Source organism: Clostridium puniceum, from assembly GCF_002006345.1.
Taxonomy (GTDB): Bacteria; Bacillota; Clostridia; order Clostridiales; family Clostridiaceae; genus Clostridium; species Clostridium puniceum.
The window spans coordinates 18,994-38,255 of the sequence record NZ_LZZM01000167.1 but is presented as its reverse complement, the minus strand read 5'-3'; the positions used below and the strand labels follow the sequence as shown (position 1 = coordinate 38,255).

Annotated in this window: 21 protein-coding genes; 19 read left to right on the top strand and 2 right to left on the bottom strand. The window is 29.0% G+C overall.

The window, feature by feature from the left end; genetic code table 11:
* Positions 1-50 precede the first annotated feature (50 nt).
* Positions 51-422: a MerR family transcriptional regulator gene (locus CLPUN_RS13170; RefSeq protein ID WP_077847727.1), complete on the bottom strand. Its 372-nt coding sequence runs from the start codon at positions 420-422 to the stop codon at positions 51-53.
* Positions 423-762: 340 nt separating this feature from the next.
* On the opposite strand from CLPUN_RS13170, the gene CLPUN_RS13165 reads away from it, so the two are divergent.
* The 16 genes from CLPUN_RS13165 (at position 763) to CLPUN_RS13105 (ending at position 13,687) form a co-directional block, all read left to right on the top strand.
* Positions 763-2,100, top strand: coding sequence for an MATE family efflux transporter (locus CLPUN_RS13165; RefSeq protein WP_077847726.1), 1,338 nt, complete (start codon positions 763-765; stop codon positions 2,098-2,100).
* Positions 2,101-2,257: 157 nt separating this feature from the next.
* Complete coding sequence (locus tag CLPUN_RS13160) at positions 2,258-3,415, top strand: aldo/keto reductase (protein ID WP_077847725.1); 1,158 nt, start codon at positions 2,258-2,260, stop codon at positions 3,413-3,415.
* A 123-nt stretch (positions 3,416-3,538) separates the two neighbouring features.
* Positions 3,539-4,519 carry a cobalt transporter CbiM gene (gene cbiM / locus CLPUN_RS13155; protein WP_077847724.1) on the top strand — a complete coding sequence of 327 codons (981 nt, stop codon included), beginning with the start codon at positions 3,539-3,541 and terminating at the stop codon, positions 4,517-4,519.
* Positions 4,520-5,314 (top strand): energy-coupling factor transporter transmembrane component T family protein, encoded by a 795-nt coding sequence (locus tag CLPUN_RS13150; RefSeq protein WP_077847723.1) that lies wholly within the window; start codon positions 4,520-4,522, stop codon positions 5,312-5,314.
* Between the two features lie 63 nt (positions 5,315-5,377).
* Positions 5,378-6,103 carry an energy-coupling factor ABC transporter ATP-binding protein gene (locus tag CLPUN_RS13145; protein ID WP_077847722.1) on the top strand — a complete coding sequence of 242 codons (726 nt, stop codon included), beginning with the start codon at positions 5,378-5,380 and terminating at the stop codon, positions 6,101-6,103.
* Positions 6,104-6,230: 127 nt separating this feature from the next.
* Positions 6,231-7,724 carry a nickel pincer cofactor biosynthesis protein LarC gene (larC, locus tag CLPUN_RS13140; RefSeq protein ID WP_077847721.1) on the top strand — a complete coding sequence of 498 codons (1,494 nt, stop codon included), beginning with the start codon at positions 6,231-6,233 and terminating at the stop codon, positions 7,722-7,724.
* 31 nt (positions 7,725-7,755) lie between these two features.
* Complete coding sequence (gene larE / locus CLPUN_RS13135; RefSeq protein WP_077847749.1) at positions 7,756-8,562, top strand: ATP-dependent sacrificial sulfur transferase LarE; 807 nt, start codon at positions 7,756-7,758, stop codon at positions 8,560-8,562.
* Between the two features lie 84 nt (positions 8,563-8,646).
* Positions 8,647-9,393: a nickel pincer cofactor biosynthesis protein LarB gene (larB, locus tag CLPUN_RS13130; RefSeq protein WP_077847720.1), complete on the top strand. Its 747-nt coding sequence runs from the start codon at positions 8,647-8,649 to the stop codon at positions 9,391-9,393.
* Positions 9,394-9,571: 178 nt separating this feature from the next.
* Positions 9,572-9,718 carry a hypothetical protein gene (locus CLPUN_RS28085; protein WP_198944337.1) on the top strand — a complete coding sequence of 49 codons (147 nt, stop codon included), beginning with the start codon at positions 9,572-9,574 and terminating at the stop codon, positions 9,716-9,718.
* 133 nt (positions 9,719-9,851) lie between these two features.
* Entirely contained in the window at positions 9,852-10,280 is a 429-nt protein-coding gene (locus tag CLPUN_RS13125) for a UDP-N-acetylglucosamine pyrophosphorylase (protein ID WP_077847719.1), read from the top strand.
* Between the two features lie 76 nt (positions 10,281-10,356).
* Positions 10,357-10,494 carry a CPC_1213 family protein gene (locus tag CLPUN_RS28080; protein ID WP_198944336.1) on the top strand — a complete coding sequence of 46 codons (138 nt, stop codon included), beginning with the start codon at positions 10,357-10,359 and terminating at the stop codon, positions 10,492-10,494.
* Positions 10,495-10,957: 463 nt separating this feature from the next.
* Positions 10,958-11,128: a hypothetical protein gene (locus CLPUN_RS28075; RefSeq protein ID WP_198944335.1), complete on the top strand. Its 171-nt coding sequence runs from the start codon at positions 10,958-10,960 to the stop codon at positions 11,126-11,128.
* Between the two features lie 13 nt (positions 11,129-11,141).
* Positions 11,142-11,324 carry a hypothetical protein gene (locus CLPUN_RS28070; protein ID WP_198944334.1) on the top strand — a complete coding sequence of 61 codons (183 nt, stop codon included), beginning with the start codon at positions 11,142-11,144 and terminating at the stop codon, positions 11,322-11,324.
* Positions 11,325-11,401: 77 nt separating this feature from the next.
* Positions 11,402-11,785, top strand: a complete 384-nt coding sequence (locus CLPUN_RS13115) for a MerR family transcriptional regulator (protein WP_077847718.1) — start codon at positions 11,402-11,404, stop codon at positions 11,783-11,785.
* A 445-nt stretch (positions 11,786-12,230) separates the two neighbouring features.
* Positions 12,231-12,992: a carboxymuconolactone decarboxylase family protein gene (locus CLPUN_RS13110; protein ID WP_077847717.1), complete on the top strand. Its 762-nt coding sequence runs from the start codon at positions 12,231-12,233 to the stop codon at positions 12,990-12,992.
* A 278-nt stretch (positions 12,993-13,270) separates the two neighbouring features.
* Positions 13,271-13,687, top strand: a complete 417-nt coding sequence (locus tag CLPUN_RS13105) for a cupin domain-containing protein (protein WP_077847716.1) — start codon at positions 13,271-13,273, stop codon at positions 13,685-13,687.
* A gap of 56 nt (positions 13,688-13,743) precedes the next feature.
* Here the strand turns inward: CLPUN_RS13105 and CLPUN_RS13100 are convergent, their stop codons facing one another.
* Entirely contained in the window at positions 13,744-14,142 is a 399-nt protein-coding gene (locus tag CLPUN_RS13100; RefSeq protein ID WP_077847715.1) for a MerR family transcriptional regulator, read from the bottom strand.
* 328 nt (positions 14,143-14,470) lie between these two features.
* Here CLPUN_RS13100 and CLPUN_RS13095 point away from each other — a divergent pair, with 328 nt between their 5' ends.
* The 3 genes from CLPUN_RS13095 (at position 14,471) to CLPUN_RS13085 (ending at position 19,226) form a co-directional block, all read left to right on the top strand.
* Complete coding sequence (locus tag CLPUN_RS13095; protein ID WP_077847748.1) at positions 14,471-16,393, top strand: PrkA family serine protein kinase; 1,923 nt, start codon at positions 14,471-14,473, stop codon at positions 16,391-16,393.
* Positions 16,394-16,401: 8 nt separating this feature from the next.
* Positions 16,402-17,571: a sporulation protein YhbH gene (yhbH, locus tag CLPUN_RS13090; protein ID WP_077847714.1), complete on the top strand. Its 1,170-nt coding sequence runs from the start codon at positions 16,402-16,404 to the stop codon at positions 17,569-17,571.
* 284 nt (positions 17,572-17,855) lie between these two features.
* Positions 17,856-19,226: a SpoVR family protein gene (locus tag CLPUN_RS13085; RefSeq protein ID WP_077847713.1), complete on the top strand. Its 1,371-nt coding sequence runs from the start codon at positions 17,856-17,858 to the stop codon at positions 19,224-19,226.
* Positions 19,227-19,262: the final 36 nt, after the last annotated feature.

The following is a 19,262-nucleotide window of genomic DNA, read 5'->3' as shown; positions in this document are numbered from 1 at the left end:
TTTATTTAAGCACTTTATATGTATTTTATGAAAATTAAAAAATTATAAGTTTAGATAGTATTTTTATTACAAATATTATCATAATAATTAATTTTACAATTTATCTTATCAAGATTCTTCTGCAATTCTGCAATTTGATTTATAACTTCTTCTCGATGGCGAATAAATATTTCTCTACGAATATCAAGAGTTTCATCTCCTTCAAGATATAGGCTGATAACTTCCTTGATTTTTTTTATGGACATACCTGTATTTTTCAAACAAGAAATAAGTTCAAGCCACTCTAAATCTTTATCTTGAAAATTTCTGTTTCCAGAACTACTGCGATCTACAAACGGTAATAATCCCTCTTTTTCATAATATCTTAAAGTATGTGCAGTTAAATGTGTTTTTTCGGCTACTTGAGCAATACTGTATCCCATAATATATTTCCTCCTAATAAAAATATTAATGCGATTTCTATATTAGAGTATACTCTAAGTATTGAAATTTGTAAATTTAAATAATAAATTAAAAAAATGTTGACTTGGTGTTTACTTTAGGATGTAATATAATAATATGGAAAACTATGACGAAATTTAATTATTGGGAGGAAGTATTTTACAAAAGATAGGAGATGAAGATCACAATATTTGATTAATAAGCATTCGGTTTGAGATGCATTTAACTATCTAATGGATATGTTTCGATGTGTTAACGTGAACAGATGATTACTATAATAAAATCTAATATTAGTAATTAATAGAGGAAGAAGGAAATATAATGTTGATAAGAAAAAATGTTTTAAAGCTAGCAATACCTATAATGGTAGAGCAGACTTTTGTTATGTTACTTGGAGTTTGCAACACGATGATGGCAGGCCATATTGGAGAAGAGGCAGTTTCAGCAATTGGAATGGTAGATTCAATAAATATGCTATTTATATCATTCTTTGCAGCTTTATCAGTTGGAGCAACGGTGGTAGTTGCTCAGCAAATTGGACAAGAACAGCCTAAAAAGGCTAATGAAACAGCAAAGCAGGCTATAATTTCAGGATTTATAGTTTCAACGATAATAACATTACTTTTATGGATTTTTCGTGTACCTTTAATTAATTTTTTATATGGTTCAGCGGAAGAATTAGTTAAGTCTAATGCTAAATTATATATAGAATTTACGTTACTTACATATCCCTTTATTGCTATAGAACAAATTGCAAATGGTATACTTAGAGGGGCTGGAGATACAAAAACTCCTATGTATATTTCAATGTTTATGAATGTAATTAATATTATTTTAGGATACATATTAATATATGGAGTGGATTCTCTTTATATCCCATCATTTGGAATAATGGGAGCTGCTATAGCTATAGCAATAGCTAGAATGATTGGAGCTATGCTTATAATGATAATATTATTTAGGGGTAGTAAAATTATAAAAATTAAAAAGTTATTTCCATTTAAATTTGATATGAAGGTTCAAAAAAACATATTTAACATAGGAATACCAGCAGGTATGGAACAAGTAATTTTTCAAACTGGAAAATTAATAGTCCAAGTATTTATAGTAACTATGGGAACTTCTTCGATTGCGGCTAATGCTATTGGGATGTCAATATCACAAATAATTAATGTGCCAGGAAATGCACTTTGTTTAGCAGCAACTACCTTAGTAGGTCAGTATATTGGCAGGAATGATATTAAAGGAGCTAAAAGTACATTAATTTATTTAGTTAAGTTTACAACGATTTGTTTAGTATCTATAGGAATTTTATTTGCACCAATTGCAGAATGGGTAGCTAGTCTTTATACTAATGTTCCAGAGGTAATAAGACTTACAGGATTGCTGATTAAAAGCAATAGTATAGCACTACTGGCGTGGGCTCTTTCCTTTGTACTTTCATCAGGCCTTAAAGGTGCTGGAGATACTAGATATACTATGATGACTGCGTTTATTGGAATGTGGATATTCAGGATAGGTCTAGGATATATATTAGGAATTTTATTTGGAATGGGTATTCTTGGGATATGGATAGCAATGTATACAGATTGGATTGTTCGAGGAACAATGTATTCACTTAGACTTAGAGGTGAAAAGTGGGTTTTACATAGATTATAATAAAATGAATTGCAGATAAAATAATGAACAGTTTATAAATTATTTTATCCGCAATTTATTTTTTTATAAAAAGTATTGACTTATAGTCTACTCTAAGATGTAAAATAAATGTATATTAATTACTAAATAAATCTATTTATATTAAGGAGGAGTTATTTTGTTATACAGAACGTTTGGAAAGACAAATGAAAAAGTTTCAGCTTTAGGATTTGGATGTATGAGGTTACCAATTATTAATGGAGACACTACTAAAATTGATGAAGAAAAGGCTATAAAAATGATTCGACATGCAATTGATGAAGGTGTTAATTACGTAGATACTGCATATCCTTATCATGGTACTGGAATGGGACAAGGCGGAGAGAGCGAACCATTTGTAGGTAGAGCTTTAAAAGATGGATACAGAGAAAAGGTTAAATTAGCTACAAAGCTTCCAAGCTGGCTAATTAAAACTAGAGAAGACATGGATAAATATTTAAATGAACAATTAGATCGTCTTCAAACTGATCATATAGATTTTTATTTGGTACATGCTTTAAATGCAGGTAGCTTTGAAAATCTAAAAAAATTAGGTATAGATGAATTTTTAGATTCAGCAATAAAAGATGGAAGAATAAAATATGCTGGATTTTCTTTTCATGATAAGTTAGAAATATTTAAAGGAATAGTAGATTATTATGATTGGTCTTTCTGTCAAATACAATATAATTATTTAGATGAAAATTTCCAAGCAGGTACAGAAGGGTTAAATTATGCAGCTGATAAGGGCTTAGGTGTTGTTATTATGGAGCCACTTAGAGGTGGTAAAATAGTTAGAAATCTTCCAGAAGCAGTTATAAATACTTTTGATAAAGCTGAAAATAAAAAATCACCAGCTGAATGGGCATTAAGATGGGTATGGAATCATCCAGAAGTATCTGTAGTATTAAGTGGTATGAGTGTAATGGATGATGTTACAGAAAATTTAAAGACTGCCAGTGTTGCTGCACCTAATTCTTTAACAGAAAAAGAGTTAGAAATACTAAATGAAGTAAAGAAAGTATTTAATGATAGAATAAAAGTTAATTGTACAGCTTGTGAATATTGTATGCCTTGTCCAGTAGGTGTGAATATTCCTAAGAATTTTGCAGTTTACAATGAATATAGTTTATTTGTTACTCCAGTAACAGAAAAGGAACTTAAGGAAAGATATAATTCTGTAGGATCGCAAGAAAGAGCAGATAAATGTGTAGAATGTGGTAAATGTGAAGGTCATTGCCCACAAGTGATTAAAATTCGTGAAGAACTTAAAAATGTTACAGCATTATTTGCTTAGTTTATAGTATAAAATTATAATAAAGCAAATCTGTGGATATTATACATTTGATGGTATAACTTTTAAAAGTAGCAGAAACATACAAATATAAAAACAGATTTGCTTGCAAAAGGAGTTTTTTTAATGCATATACCAGATAACTATTTAAGTCCTTCAACTTGTGCTGCTTTTGGAGCGGTTATGTTGCCAGTATGGAAAAGGGCAAGTACTAAGATTAAAAATGAAATAACAAGGCAGAAAATGCCTCTTTTAGGTGTTGCTGCAGCTTTCTCATTTCTGACTATGATGTTTAATATACCACTTCCAGGAGGTACTACAGGTCATGCTATTGGAGCAAGTCTTATAGCTATTCTTCTTGGTCCATATTCTGCTGTCTTTTCAGTAACTATAGCCCTTGTAATTCAAGCATTATTTTTTGGCGATGGGGGAATTTTAGCAATAGGCGTAAATTGTTTTAATATGGCTTTTATAATGCCATATACAGCTTATTATTTATTTAAAGCTGTAAAAAAGATTTTTCCAAGCAAAATAGGAGAAGATTTGGGAGCATTTTTAGGTGGATATATTTCTGTTAATATTGCAGCTTTATTTGCAGCTATTGAATTTGGGATACAACCACTACTTTTTAAAGATACCTCAGGACTTCCGTTATATAGCCCATATGGACTTACAGTATCTATTCCAGCCATGATGATACCACATTTATTAGTAGTTGGTTTCTTAGAAGGGATAATAACCTTAGGAGCATACAGCTATATAAAAAAATCATCTCCAGAAATAATATACGAAGGAAAGTCTAAGAAAATGAAACCATTTTATATTATAATAGGAATCCTTGTTTTAGCTACACCATTAGGATTATTAGCTAATGGAACAGCATGGGGAGAATGGGGAGCAGAAGAATTTAAGGATTTTATAGGCTTTGTACCTAAAGGAATGGAAAATGGATTTCAATTTAATTCTTTAATTCCAGATTATAGTTTGGGAAATTTAGAAGAATATATTGGATATATTATATCTGCATTACTTGGAGTAGCAATTATATTAATTATATTTAAAATTTTATCAAAAATAAGTTTAAGGAAAGATACAAAAGGAGAATAAATGATTCCAAAATGGCTTTTAGAAAAAGATAATTATACTCCGAAGAAAGAAAAAAATTTATATATAGAAAAAAGCATTTTTTCCTTTATTAAAACAATATCAATTATTAGGCAAAACAAAAATAAGGATAAATTATTATATTTAATAAATCCTACTTTTAAAGTAGTAAGTGTAATACTAAATATAGTTTTAATTTCTATTTCAAGAAGTTTTGCCTATTTATTAATAATGGACATATATGTTATAGGAAATCTCATGCTTATGGAAAATAAATCAAGAAAAAGAATATTCATTAGAAGTTTAATATTTCCTACTATAAGTTTAATTGCATTAATACCATCCATGTTTTATGGAAATGTCTATAATAGTTTATTGCTTTTTCAAAAGATAATCACAACTATAATAATGATGAATTTATTAGCACATAACACTAAATGGAGTGAAATAAGTAAATCACTAAAGTTATTATATATACCAGATATATTTATATGGATTATGGATATAACCATAAAATATATTGTCTTACTTGGAGAATATTCTATTAATCTATTATATGCATTAAGACTTAGATCAGTAGGAAAGACTTCTAATAAATATGCTTCAATTACAGGAATTATCGGGAATTTATTTATAAAATCTTATAAAATGAGTGAAGAAATGTCTCAAGCTATGGAATGCAGAGGCTTCACTGGAGAATATACTACAAAAATTAATTTTAATCTAAAAAAAATAGATTATTTTTATATAATTTTAAACTTACTATTAATAATTACATTTATATATTTAAATTACTAAGTCATCTTTTAAGTCTTGTTAAAAGGCTTAAATAAATGCTGACGAAATTAAGGAGAAAGCTTAATGATAAATTTGAAAAATATTTCATTTACTTATAAGAATAAATTAGCGCTTGATAATGTAAATGTTCATATAAATGAAGGGGAAGGTATAGCTATAATAGGACCAAATGGAAGTGGAAAATCAACTTTTTTAAAGCTATTAAATGGTATTATTTTCCCTAACCAAGGCAAGTATACATTTAATAAGATTGAAATAAACGAAAAATATTTAAAGGATAGTAAAAATTTAAAGTTATTTCATAAAAAATTAGGATTTGTATTTCAAAACTCGGATACACAGCTTTTTTGTCCAACAGTATTTGAAGAAATAACCTTCGGCCTTATGCAAATGGAATTGCCAATAAAAGAAGTTAATGAAAGAGTTAATGATTGCTTAGGATTACTTAACATAGAGAAATTAAGGGAAGAACATCCTTACAATTTAAGTGGAGGGGAGAAAAAAAGAGTAGCAATCGCTAGTGTTTTAGCTATGAATCCAGATATAATAACTTTAGATGAGCCTATGAATGGCATAGATCCTAAGGGAAAAAGATTTTTAAGAGATTTGCTTACTAATTTAAATAAAAGTGGCAAGACTATAATTTGTGCTACACATGATTTTGAATATATAGAAGGAATATTTAATAGAGCTATTGTTTTTTCAGAAGAACATAAAATTATTGGAGATGATACATATGAAAATATTATAAAAGATGAAGAATTTTTAAGACAATATAACATTATATAATTGAAGATTAGGAATGTAAAATGAACAAGTCAGAAACAATATCAAAGTGATTTAAAATTAAACTGTTAATTGTACTTTAGGAATTGTTTTAGTTATATGTTTATATTAAAAGAGGAGTGTGACTCATATGAAAATACTATATTATGATTGTTTTTGCGGTATAAGTGGAGATATGAATTTGGCAGCATTATTAGATTTAGGAGTTTCAGAGGAATATTTAATAAAAGAAATTTCAAAACTTAAGTTAGAAAATGAATATGAAATAAAAATTGAAAAGGCTGTAAAGCATGGAATAACAGGAACTAGAGTAGACGTCATATTAAAAGCACATAATAATAAACATGTTAATGACAATCACCATAATCATGAAAACACCATTTCATGTACTCATGGTCATGAACATAATAATTCTCATGAACGTATTAATGAAAGTTACAATGATCATGGGAATAGTGTTTCACATGCTCATGGTTATAAACATAAGCATTTACATGACAACATTAATGACAGTTATCATATTAAGGTAGATAATATTTCACAGAATCACTCTCATGAGCATGACAATATAAATGAAAATCGCAATAATCATGAGCACAATCATTTACATGAAGAAAATTATGAGGATGTTCATACAAATAATCATGAACATCATCATAGAAATTTAAAGGATATCGAAAATATAATAAATTCAAGTGAATTAAATGAAAAAGTTAAAAAAATAAGTTTAGATATGTTTATGAAGGTGGCAGAAGCAGAAGCAAAAGTTCATGGAAAAGCTTTATATGAAGTACATTTTCATGAAGTCGGAGCCATTGATTCAATTGTAGATATGGTGGGAGCGGCTATTTGCTTAGATTATTTAAAAGTTGATAAGATAATGGCTTCACCAGTTCAAGTTGGTGGAGGTTTTGTTAAATGTGCTCATGGACTTATGCCAGTTCCAGCACCAGCAACTGTTGAAATATTAAGGAATATACCAATTAACACTGGAATAGTACCTTTTGAAACAACTACACCTACAGGAGCGGCAATACTTGCAGCAAATGTTCAAGAATTTACACCTAAAATAAATTTTCAAATAAAGAAAGCAGCATATGGAATAGGACATAGAGACTTAGAAATTCCTAATGTTCTAAGGGTTTATCTAGGAGAAGAAGTAGCAGTTTCTCAAATAGAAGAACAGTATATTTTAGAAACTAATATAGATGATATGAATCCAGAATTTTATGAATATGTGGAAGAAAAGCTTTTTGAAATAGGAGCTTTAGATGTATTCAAAACTCCTATATTTATGAAAAAAGGAAGACCAGGAGTTAAGTTAAGTGTATTAATAACTCAAAAAATTGAGCAGGATGTTTTGGAAGTAATTTTTAAAGAAACTACTTCAATAGGCGTAAGAAAATATAAAGTTGAGAAAATAATGCTTAATAGAGAATTTTCTAAGGTTAAAACTCAATATGGAGATATTACAATTAAAAAATCGTATTATAAAGGAAAGTTAGTTAAATATAAGCCTGAATATGAAGAATGTAAAAGTATAGCAAGAGAAAAAAATATGACTTTGGATAGTGTTTATAAAGAAGTTTATAAGAAAGTTTTAAGTATAGAGGATAACCAGTAGGAAGTTAGGTTATATGAAAGGTTGGATGGATATGATAAATAATGAAAAATATAATGAATTAATAACGTATCTTAAAAGTTTAGGTAAAGTTGTTTTAGCATTTTCAGGAGGAGTAGATAGTACTTTTTTACTTAGGGTGGCTAAAGAAGCTCTTGGCGATAACGTAAAAGCAGTAACTATTATGTCTCCATATATTCCTAAGTGGGAAATAGCAGAAGCTAAGGAATTAGTTAAAGAATTAGGGGTTGACCATGAAATTATAGAAGCTCCTATTATTGATTCTATTAAATATAATCCAGAGGATAGATGTTATCTTTGTAAAACAGCAGTATTTAGTATGATAATAGCTATAGCTAAGGAGCAAGGATATGATTGTGTAATTGATGGAACAAATTTTGATGATATAAGTGATTATAGACCAGGACTTAGAGCATTAAAAGAACTAGAGGTTAAAAGCCCAATGTTAGAATGTAAATTAACTAAAGCAGAAATAAGAGAATTTTCTAAAGAATTAGGACTTAATACTTGGGATAAGCCTCCATATGCATGTCTTTTAACAAGAATTCCTTATGGTGATGAATTAAAGGTAGAAGCTTTTGAGAGAATCGAAAAGGCAGAAAGATTTATGATGAGTATAGGTTTTAGAGCTGTTAGAGTAAGATGCCATGGAGATTTAGCAAGAGTGGAAGTTAATAGAAACGATAGAAGCAAATTGTTTGATGAAGAGATTTTAGATACTATTGCAGCAAATATAAAAGAATGTGGTTTTAAATATGTAACATTGGATTTACAGGGATATAGAGTCGGAAGTTTCAATGAGACTATAATAAAAAAGTAACATTTAAATAGAAATATAATTAAGACGTAATGTTACAAAAATGTAAAAATCAATTGATAAAAATTTTGGAGGTGATGATAATTAATGAATAGAGAAGAACTTAAAAATCTATTAGAATCTGTTAAAAATAATGAAATGAATATAGAGGAAGCCCTTGAAAATTTGGAAGATCTTCCTTTTAAAGATTTAGGTTTTGCAATGATAGATAATCATAGAGAATTAAGGGTAGGATATCCAGAAGTCATATACTGTGCAGGAAAAACTCCAGAGCAGATTAAAGAAATTGTTAGGTTTATGCTTACAAAGGATAATAATATTTTGGGGACTAGAGCTACAGAAGAAGCGTATAATGCAGTAAAAGAAATATGTAAAGAAGCAGAATACAACAAACTTGGAAAAACAATAACAATTAAGAAAAAAGAACAAACTCTTACAGATAGCTATATTGCAATTATTTCAGCGGGAACCTCTGATTTACCAGTAGTAGAAGAAGCAGTTGAAACTGCAAGGCTATTAGGTAATAGAGTTGAAAGAATAACCGACGCAGGTGTTGCAGGGATACATAGACTTTTTTCTAAGCTAGACGTTATTAGAGGTGCAAAAGTGGTTATAGTAATTGCAGGAATGGAAGGAGCTTTAGCTAGCGTTATAGGAGGACTTGTTGATAAACCTGTAATAGCAGTTCCAACTAGTGTTGGTTATGGTGCAAACTTTGGCGGGATTTCAGCTTTGCTATCTATGTTAAATAGTTGTGCAAGTGGCGTTAGTGTAGTAAATATAGATAATGGATTTGGTGCAGCATATAATGCAAGTATCATAAATAAGCTATAATTGAAATAAAAGAAAAATTTAATCCAATAAGTAAATTTTATATTTATTGGATTCAGTTATCTAAATAAACTAGAACGGCTTTGCACTATTTAGTGATAAGCTGTTCTTACTTTTATAAAGAATTTAATCAGTATAAAATTAAGTCAAAATGTAAATCCTAATAAATGAGGTGATATAGATGGATAATAACAAGAACAGAATGAAAGATAGACCTAAATCTAATGCAGAACGTAGAAAAATAGATCCTAAAGATAATGATGGATTGGGAATTATTGATGGTAAAAAAATAGGTGCACCTCCACATAAGGAAAAGGATCATTTTTAAAAATAAAGAGGATATGCAAAATTATTTTTATATATCCTCTTTCATTTATTGAATAATTTTGTTAATCTTCATATATAGAAAATTTTTTAGAATTAAAATATTTTATCAATATATAAATTAGGAGAAGAAAAAAATGAAGTTAGAATTAGATATTTATGAATTGGGAGAAATTTTAAGAAAGATAGAAGAAAAGTATAAACTAAATATATTAGTTAAATCAACTTTAAGTGGTGGATGGATGACTATTACAGGTGAGGCTGCTATAATAAAAGTTCCAGCTAATGCAAAGACAGGTTGTTGTAAAAAAAGCGACAATATTATAGATATAAAGATTTTATCAGAGAATAATCAAGATGGAATCATTATAAAATTTACGGGTGCTAAAAATAAAAAATTTAATGTAGATATATCAAGTACTAGATATAAGGAAGTATTGTCAAATAAATTAGAACAAAATGAAATAAAAATAAATGAAAATGAAAGCAAATTAAGGATTGATAAAGACATTATATTTACAATAAAAACATCGATGGATGAAATTGCAGAAATTATAAAAAATTAACTACTATATTCATAGGTATAAAACAATTTTAAAAGTGCAAAATAATATAAAAGTTATTTGTAGGCAGGTGAGATAAATGGACAATAGTATGAAAAGAAAGCATACCAATAAACATAAGAGTTTAAACCATAATCCTCAAGCTGAAAGTGCAAAAGCAGTCTTTGGTGAACCAAAAGCTAAAGATTCAGAATTTATTTCAAAAACTTTTAATTAATAAATACAAAAAAGATATTCATAGTTTTATTATGGATATCTTTTTTATTTGAAAGATAATATATGTAATTCAATAATAAAAATATTTTAGAATTTTTGGTGCTAATAAATTAAAGATAAAATTGGGGGACATATAAATAAAAACGCCACCCAAATTTAAAAAAGCTATTGACTTGAAGTGAACTCCAAGTGGTAGATTATATATGGAGAATCAAAGGTTTGATTTAAATTTAATATAATTTAAAAGGTTAGGAAATGCAATTATAATTTATGGGTTTCACTTTGGAACTGCTTCAATAGCTGCAAATGCAGTTTCAGGAACTATAGTTATGTTTCAAGTGCTTCCAGGTATAGCGATTGGTCTAGGCTTAACAGTAGTAATATGAAGATGCATAGGTGCTGGTGATTATGATCAGGCAAAATATTACACTAAAAAGATAATAGGTATTGTATATGCAGCTCATATGATAAGTACTATAGCAGTACTTGCATTACTTCCAAGTATATTAAATATTTATGGATTATCAGAAGCAGCAACGGCCTTAACAAAACAGACAGTTTGGGCTCATGGGGTAGTTATGGCATTAATATGGCCTTTGGCATACTTTACCTGTAACCTTCCGTGCAGCTGGTGATGCAAAATTCCCTATGACTGTAGGGATTTTATCCATGTTTTGCTGCCGTATTGCATTGGCTTATCTACTAAGTATCTATTTTAATATGGGAATGTTAGGTACATGGGTGGCTATGTTTATTGACTGGATTATCAAGGCTGTTGTTTTTGTATATCGTTATATAACTGGAATATGGAATAAATTTAGTGCAAATTAGAGAATGAACACATATATATTTTTATTGACTTTAAGTGGACTCTAGATGTTATAATGTGTAAAAAGGAGGGGAAAGGTATGATGATTGCGGAAGTAAGTAAAAAATATGATCTTTCACAGGATACACTCCGTTATTATGAACGTATAGGACTAATTCCAGCAGTTAACCGCAATAAAAGTGGAATAAGGGACTACAATGAAGAAGATTGCAGATGGATTGAATTTATAAAATGTATGAGGGCGGCAGGTCTTCCTATTGAAGTTTTAATTGAGTATGTGTCTTTGTTTCAACGAGGATATGAAACTATTGATGAAAGAAAGGAACTCTTAAAAGAGCAACGTACTTTGTTAGCTCAAAAAATGGAAGACATGAAAAAAACCTTAGAACGTTTAGATTATAAAATAGAAAGATATGAAAGTGGAATAATTACAAAGGAATATCAATTAAAAAGACTAGATTAGTTAGGATTTTTGTATTCAAAATAAAAAATTTAAAAATAGAGTACTTTTTACGCTGAAATTGAGAATAAGTAGGTGTAAAGGGTACTTATTTTATTTTTTGATTTAAACAAATTCATATCAGTGTGATGAGAGCATATTTTGTTACATATATAAGTTCTAAATAATTCTGTTCATCAAAATTAGATTTTAACTTTTAGAAAGAATAAATGAAGTAATTAACTAAATTATGAAGTTTATTAATTGAAGCTTATATATTTTGTTTATATTAAAATAAAAAAGATTGACTTGGAGTTAACTCCAAAGAGTATACTATACATGTTCCAATAATAGAAAGCTAAGAATAAGATGCGAAAACCACAAAATTAAGAAACCAAGGATTAAAGGTTTTCTAGCATTGCATTAAGCATATGAAATAGGAAAAAATAAAAATAAAGGAGAGATTGAAATGGCAATTACAGATTTTTCAAAAGAGTATCATGAAAGAATGTTTCCTGGACACGTATCAAAATTCCTAGAAACAGATCCAGAGTTTATTGAGTTTTTTGATAACTTTGCATTTGATGAAGTTGTAAATCAGGATGATTTAGATGATTGTACTAGAATGATAGCAATTATTGCCACCTTGATTGGATGTCAAGGAATTGATGAGTTTAAAGCAATAGTACCTGCTGCACTTAATTTTGGAGTAACGCCAGTAGAAGTGAAAGAAATTGTGTATCAAGCTGTAGCTTATCTTGGATTAGGAAGGGTATTTCCATTTCTGCAAGGTGTAAATGAGGTATTAACAGCAAAGGGAATTAAGTTACCACTTGAAGGGCAATCTAATACTACAAGAGAAAATCGTTTAGAAAAAGGAATTCAAGCACAGGTTGATATATTTGGAGATGGAATGAAAGAATTCTATAAGTCAGGATCAGAAGAAACACGACATATCAATCATTGGTTAGCTGATAATTGCTTTGGTGATTATTATACTCGTAGTGGACTTGATTACAAACAGCGCGAAATTATTACTTTCTGCTTCTTATCTGCACAGGGTGGGTGTGAACCGCAGCTTAAAAGCCATGCATCAGCAAATATGAAGATTGGTAATGATAAGCAGTTTTTAATTAAAATTATTTCACAGTGCCTGCCATTCATAGGTTATCCAAGAAGTTTGAATACACTTCATTGTGTAAATGATGCAGCAGCTCAGATGAATAAGTAAAAAAGAAAAGTTTGAATAATCAATTATATTCTTCTGAAAATGTCTATTCATTAAAATAGGATTTATGCTTTTAGAGATATCAGATATGAAGACATTAACTAATATGAATTATATTAATTAGAAGTTATATAAAATTATTAATTAATTTGAAGTTAACAGATAATGGCGGAAGCTTGAAGTAAGCAAAGGTTATGTTAAAATACCGATTAATTTGAATTTAACCCAAGATAATAGAAATATGCTACTATAAACTTTAATAATAAGGGAGAGTATAGAATATGAATAATAAAAAAGATTTTAATAACAACACAATTTTTCTAAAGGGAGATCCACTTCCAGAGCAATTTTCAAAGTATTTCATTGGTAAAGCTTATTTAAATATGCTTACAACTACTGGTGTACCAATTGGAAATGTAACATTTGAACCTAAATGTCGTAATAATTGGCATATTCATCATAAAGGTGGCCAGATTCTTCTTGTAACAGAAGGGAGAGGATGGTATCAAGAATGGGGAAAAGAGCCACAAGAGTTACATCCAGGAGATGTTGTTAATATTCCACCTGAAGTAAAGCATTGGCATGGAGCATCAAAAGATAGTACTTTTTCACATTTGGCAATAGAAGTGCCTGCTGAAGGTTCCTCTAATGAATGGTTAGAAGCAGTTACAGATGAAGTATATGGAAAGCTTAAATAATAAAATGTATCCTTCCTAAAAATTAGGTTGGATACATTTTTCTGTGTATTAAAATGTTAATCACTTTTCTTTTTGCTTTTTATTAATTTTCCTTCGTATTTTAATAATCTCTCTTCATAACCATCAATTTTATGATTTAAACGATCTAATAATTTTTGGATTTCTTCTTTTTTGTTTTCTAATGCTTTTTGTTGATTTAGTAAGATTTGTTTTCTTGCAGGAATGGTATTGTGACCTTCTTGAAACAAAGTAACATATTCAATTAAGGATTCAACAGAAATACCAGCGTTGCGCATAGAAGTCACAAAATAAACCCACTCTAAGTCTTCATCATCATATTCTCTATAACCACTTGAGTTACGTTGGACAGGTGGCAATAAACCTATTCTTTCATAATATCTTAATGTATCAGTAGAAATACCAAATTCTTTACTAACCTCAGCTATGCTTTTCATATTAATTCCCTCCATTGATTTTATTATTAATTAAGCCATAAAGGTTTTATCACTAATTATAAGTACTCAAAATAACAATTTCCTTATTATGTTGAAATACTATATTTGTTTGAAAATAATTCATTGATTTTATAATTTTTTCTATCTAATTAAACTATATACCTTTAAATTAACTCAAAAGCAAGTACTTTTTAATAGAAATAAAAAATTATAGCTATGATATATGAAAATTTAATGTAATAAGAATTAACTATTTATAAAAAGTAGTCATAATGTATTTGCTTAATTGAATATATTTTAGGTATAAGGGAGGGGAGGATTCATGAGTATGAACTTTAGAGAATTTATAGAAAATGATAGAGAAAAGTATAACATCCAAAAATTTGAAGGAAGCTTTTTAGATTATTTAAATATTGTTAAGGAGAATTCAGAGGCAGTTAAGCTCGCTCATAAGAGAATTCATGAAATGATAATTAGCAGAGGCGTAGAAGAGCTAAAAGCTGAGGAGAATCCTAGAGTTCGAAAAATCTATGGGAATGATACAATAAGAAAATATGGCTTTTTTAGAGAAGAATTTTATGGTATCGATAAGGTGATTATGAAGCTTGCTAGTTATTTCAAATCAGCAGCGATGAAGGGAGAAGAAGCTAGACAGGTACTATATCTTGTTGGTCCTGTTGGTGCTGGTAAATCTTCTATAGTTGAAAGCTTAAAATCTGCCTTAGAAAACTGTGAACCAGTTTTTGCATTAAAGGGATGTCCTATGCATGAAGAACCACTTCATCTTATTCCAAAACATTTAAGAGGTAAATTCGAAGAAATGTTAGGGGTACAGATTGAAGGGGATTTATGTCCTGTATGTAAATACAGGCTTAATCATGAACTTAAAGGAATATATGAAGATTTTCCAGTTGAACAAGTAGATTTTTCTATTAGATCAAGAAAAGGGATTGGAGTTGTGCCACCAGTTGACCCTAATAACCAAGATACCTCAATTTTAACAGGATCAATTGATATATCTAAGATGGACTTATATTCAGAGGATGATCCAAGAATATTTTCATTAAATGGTGCTTTTAATGTGGGTAATCGTGGACTTGTAGAATTTATTGAGGTATTTAAAAATGATGTTGAATATCTCCACACAATAATTACAGCAACTCAAGAAAAATCTATACCATCGCCAGGAAAAGGCTCCATGATTTATTTTGATGGAGTTATAGTTGCTCACTCAAATGAAGCTGAATGGAACAAATTTAAGTCAGATCATACTAATGAAGCTATATTAGATAGAATAGTAAAGGTAGAAGTGCCATATTGTCTAGAGCTTGATGAAGAGGTCAAAATATACGAAAAAATATTAAAGAAGAGTAATTTTAAAGCTCATATAGCGCCACATACTATTGAAATTGCAGCAATGTTTGCAATACTTTCAAGACTTACACTTTCAGCAAAAGCAGATGCTATTACTAAGCTTAAAATTTATAATGGTGAAGAAATTGTTGAAAAAGGAACTACAAAGAAGATTGATATTGGAGAGCTTCGTGAAGAGGCAGGGCAATATGAAGGCATGAAGGGCATAAGTACAAGATTTATTATAAAAGCTATAGATAATGCGCTTTCAGAATCAGGTTATGACTGCATAAATCCACTTAGTATAATGGAAAGTATAATTAGATCAGTTAAAGAACTTGATATTGCAGCTGATGATAAGAAACGATATTTAGGATTTATTCAAGATAATATTAGAAAAGAATATAATAAAATTCTTGAGAGGGAAATTACAAAGGCATTTATACATTCATTTAGAGAGCAAGCTGAGAGTTTATTTAATAATTATATAGATAATGCAGAAGCTTATGTAAATAAGAGTAAGATAAAAGATACTTCAACTGGAGAAGAATTAAATCCAGATGAAGATTTTATGAGAAGTATAGAAGAACAGATAGGTGTTTATGCAGCATCAGCTAAAGGTTTTAGGTCAGATGTTACTTCATATATGTTCTATATAGTTAGAAACGGTGGCGGATTAGATTATACCTCATATGAGCCGTTGAAAGAAGCTATAGAAAAGAAATTAACAGTTTCAGTTAAAGATTTATCTAGAATTATAACTAGATCCAAAGTTAGAGATAAGGAACAAGCTGAAAAATATGATTCTATGGTAGAAGAAATGAGAAGAAATGGGTACTGTCCTCATTGTTGTGATGTGATTTTAAAATATGCTGCTAATAATTTATGGAGAGATTAAAGTAAATTATGGCTATATTTAGAGATTATACTAATAATCAAGTTGATCATGACAGGTCCATAGAAGATAGAAGAAGACATAGGCAGCTTGTAGAAAAATCTATAAAAGAAAACTTAGGAGATATATTATCAGAAGAAAGCATAGTTGGGGAAAGCAAAAATAAAAAGTTTAAAATACCTATTAAAGGCATTAAGGAATATCAATTTGTTTATGGAAAAAATTCTAAGGGAGTAGCTAGTGGAGTTGGAGATGAAAAAAGAGGAGAAAAACTAGGTAATGGGAACAAGAAACTAGCTAAAGGGAATCAAGGTGCAGGAAATGATGAGGGTGATGATGTTTATGAAACAGAAATTACTCTCGAAGAACTAATGGATTATATATCAGAAGATTTAAATTTACCTAATTTAGATGAAAAGAAATATTCTGAAATAATTACTGAAACAAGTGGTAAAAAAAGAGGATACCAAACTCATGGAATAAGGCCAAGACTTGCAAAGAAAAAAACAGTTATGTCTAAGATTGCAAGAAAACAGGGAAAGAAAAGGGCACTACGAGAATTAGAAAATGAACAGGATTTAGAAAGATTTCCATTTAGAGAAGAAGACTTAAAATACTATAGAGTTAAACTGAAACCTAAAAAGGATAGTAATGCAGTTATGATATTTATTATGGATGCTTCCGGCTCAATGGATATAACAAAGAAGTATTTGGCAAGATCATATTTTTTTGTGTTAGCTAGTTTTTTGAAGAGAAAGTATAACAATATAGCCTTTGAGTTTATATACCATACTACAGTTGCAAAACGAGTAGATGAATATGAATTTTTTCATAAGTCTGAATCAGGTGGGACCTATATATCAAGTGGTATTAATGAAGCATTAAATTTAATTGAAGAAAAGTATCCACCCTCAGCATGGAACATATATAGCATATATGCTAGTGATGGAGATAATTGGTCAGAAGATAACGAAAGAGCAGTTATTGCAGTTAAAAACATATGTGAAATTAGTAATATGTTTGGTTATGCAGAACTTTTACCATCAACGTACACAACTACAATGTATCATAAGTTTAAAAAAGAAATAACGGATGAGAAGTTTGTGCCTGTAATTATAAAAGAAAAAAAAGATTTATGGGAAGCACTTAAAACTATGCTTAGGAAGGAGTTAGGCACATAAAAAATAATAAATTAAGAATATTAAATGTATTTTGTATTAAGACTTAGTGCTACTTGACGGTAGATTGTGATATTTTGGGTTAACCAGTACCACTTGAGAGTATAAGTTCAACTATATTCAAGTGGAATGTAAAATTCCACTTGAAAAATTTTGCTTTACGCCACGGTAGAAAGTAAGTTTTTCTAACAATTTATTATTAGGAAACTTATAAACATAATATAATACAAAATATTGGAATATAGTTTTGTTGTTTTTATGATACGCCTTAAAGGAGGAATAAGAAGTTGGATTATAGTTTTAGTGATATTCAAAATTGGAATGAAAAAATAGAAAAAAAGGTTAAAGAATATGGATTAGATTTTTATTCACAAGAATTTGAAATTATAGGTTTTAATGAGATGATAGGCTATGAAGCATATGTTGGAATGCCATCAAGATATCCTCATTGGAGCTTTGGAAAATCATATGAGAAGAATAAAACATTATATTCTTTAAATCTTACAGGTCTTCCTTATGAGATGGTAATTAATTCAGACCCTTGTTTAGCATATTTAATGAAAGACAATACTTTGTTGCTACAAATATTAACCATGGCACATGTATATGGTCATAATGATTTTTTCAAAAATAATAGGTTGTTTAAACAAGGAACTAATGCAAAATACACATTAGAAATGTTTAATTTGGATGCAAAAATAATAAGGGAATATATTGATGATCCAAGTATAGGATATGATGAAGTTGAGAGAATATTAGATTCTGCTCATGCTATAAGGTTTCAATCTAAAAGGAATATTGGAATAAAAGAATTATCAAATGACCAAATTAAAGAAAATATATTGAAAGAATATGAAAATAAAAGAGAAAATAGAGGCATTTTAGATTCACATGAAGAAATAAAATTGCCAGATTTGGAGAAAATTCCACTTGAACCTGTAGATGATCTTATTGGATTTATAATAGATTATGGTCATTTGGAAGAGTGGCAAAAAACTATTTTAAAAATAGTTAAAAGGGAAACAGAATATTTCATTCCTCAGATTGAAACTAAAATAATGAATGAAGGTTGGGCAAGTTATACTCATTATAATATTTTAAAACAACTAAAATTACCACAGGAACTACATTTTGAGTTTTTAAAAAGGCATAATGATGTAATAGCACCTATCATTGGTGGCATAAATCCATATTATATTGGGTTTAAAATATTTGAAGATATTGAAAAGAGATATGGAAAAGAAAAAATATTTGAAGTTAGAGAAATTGAGAGAGATTCTTCTTTTTTAAGACGTTATTTAACAGAAGAATTGTGCAAAGAATTAAATTTATTTCAATATAATGTAAGGACTTTTGATACTATTATTGAAGAAATTTCAGATGAAAGTGGATGGAAGACAATAAGAGATACTCTTTCATATACTGCTGGAATGGGCAATATTCCTTATATTAGAGTTATAGATTTAAATAGGAAAAATCATACTTTAACTTTGGAAAATATATTTGACGGAAGAGTCTTAGATCTTTCTTATGCTAAAGAAACTTTAAAATATATACAGGAGCTTTGGGGGCACGATGTTAAATTAATTACTAAATCTAGTGATAGGCAGGAAGTAATCTTAATATGTAATCAAGAAAAGAAGATAATTGTAACTTAATTCAGTTAACAGCTAGCAATTACAGCCTAAATTCCT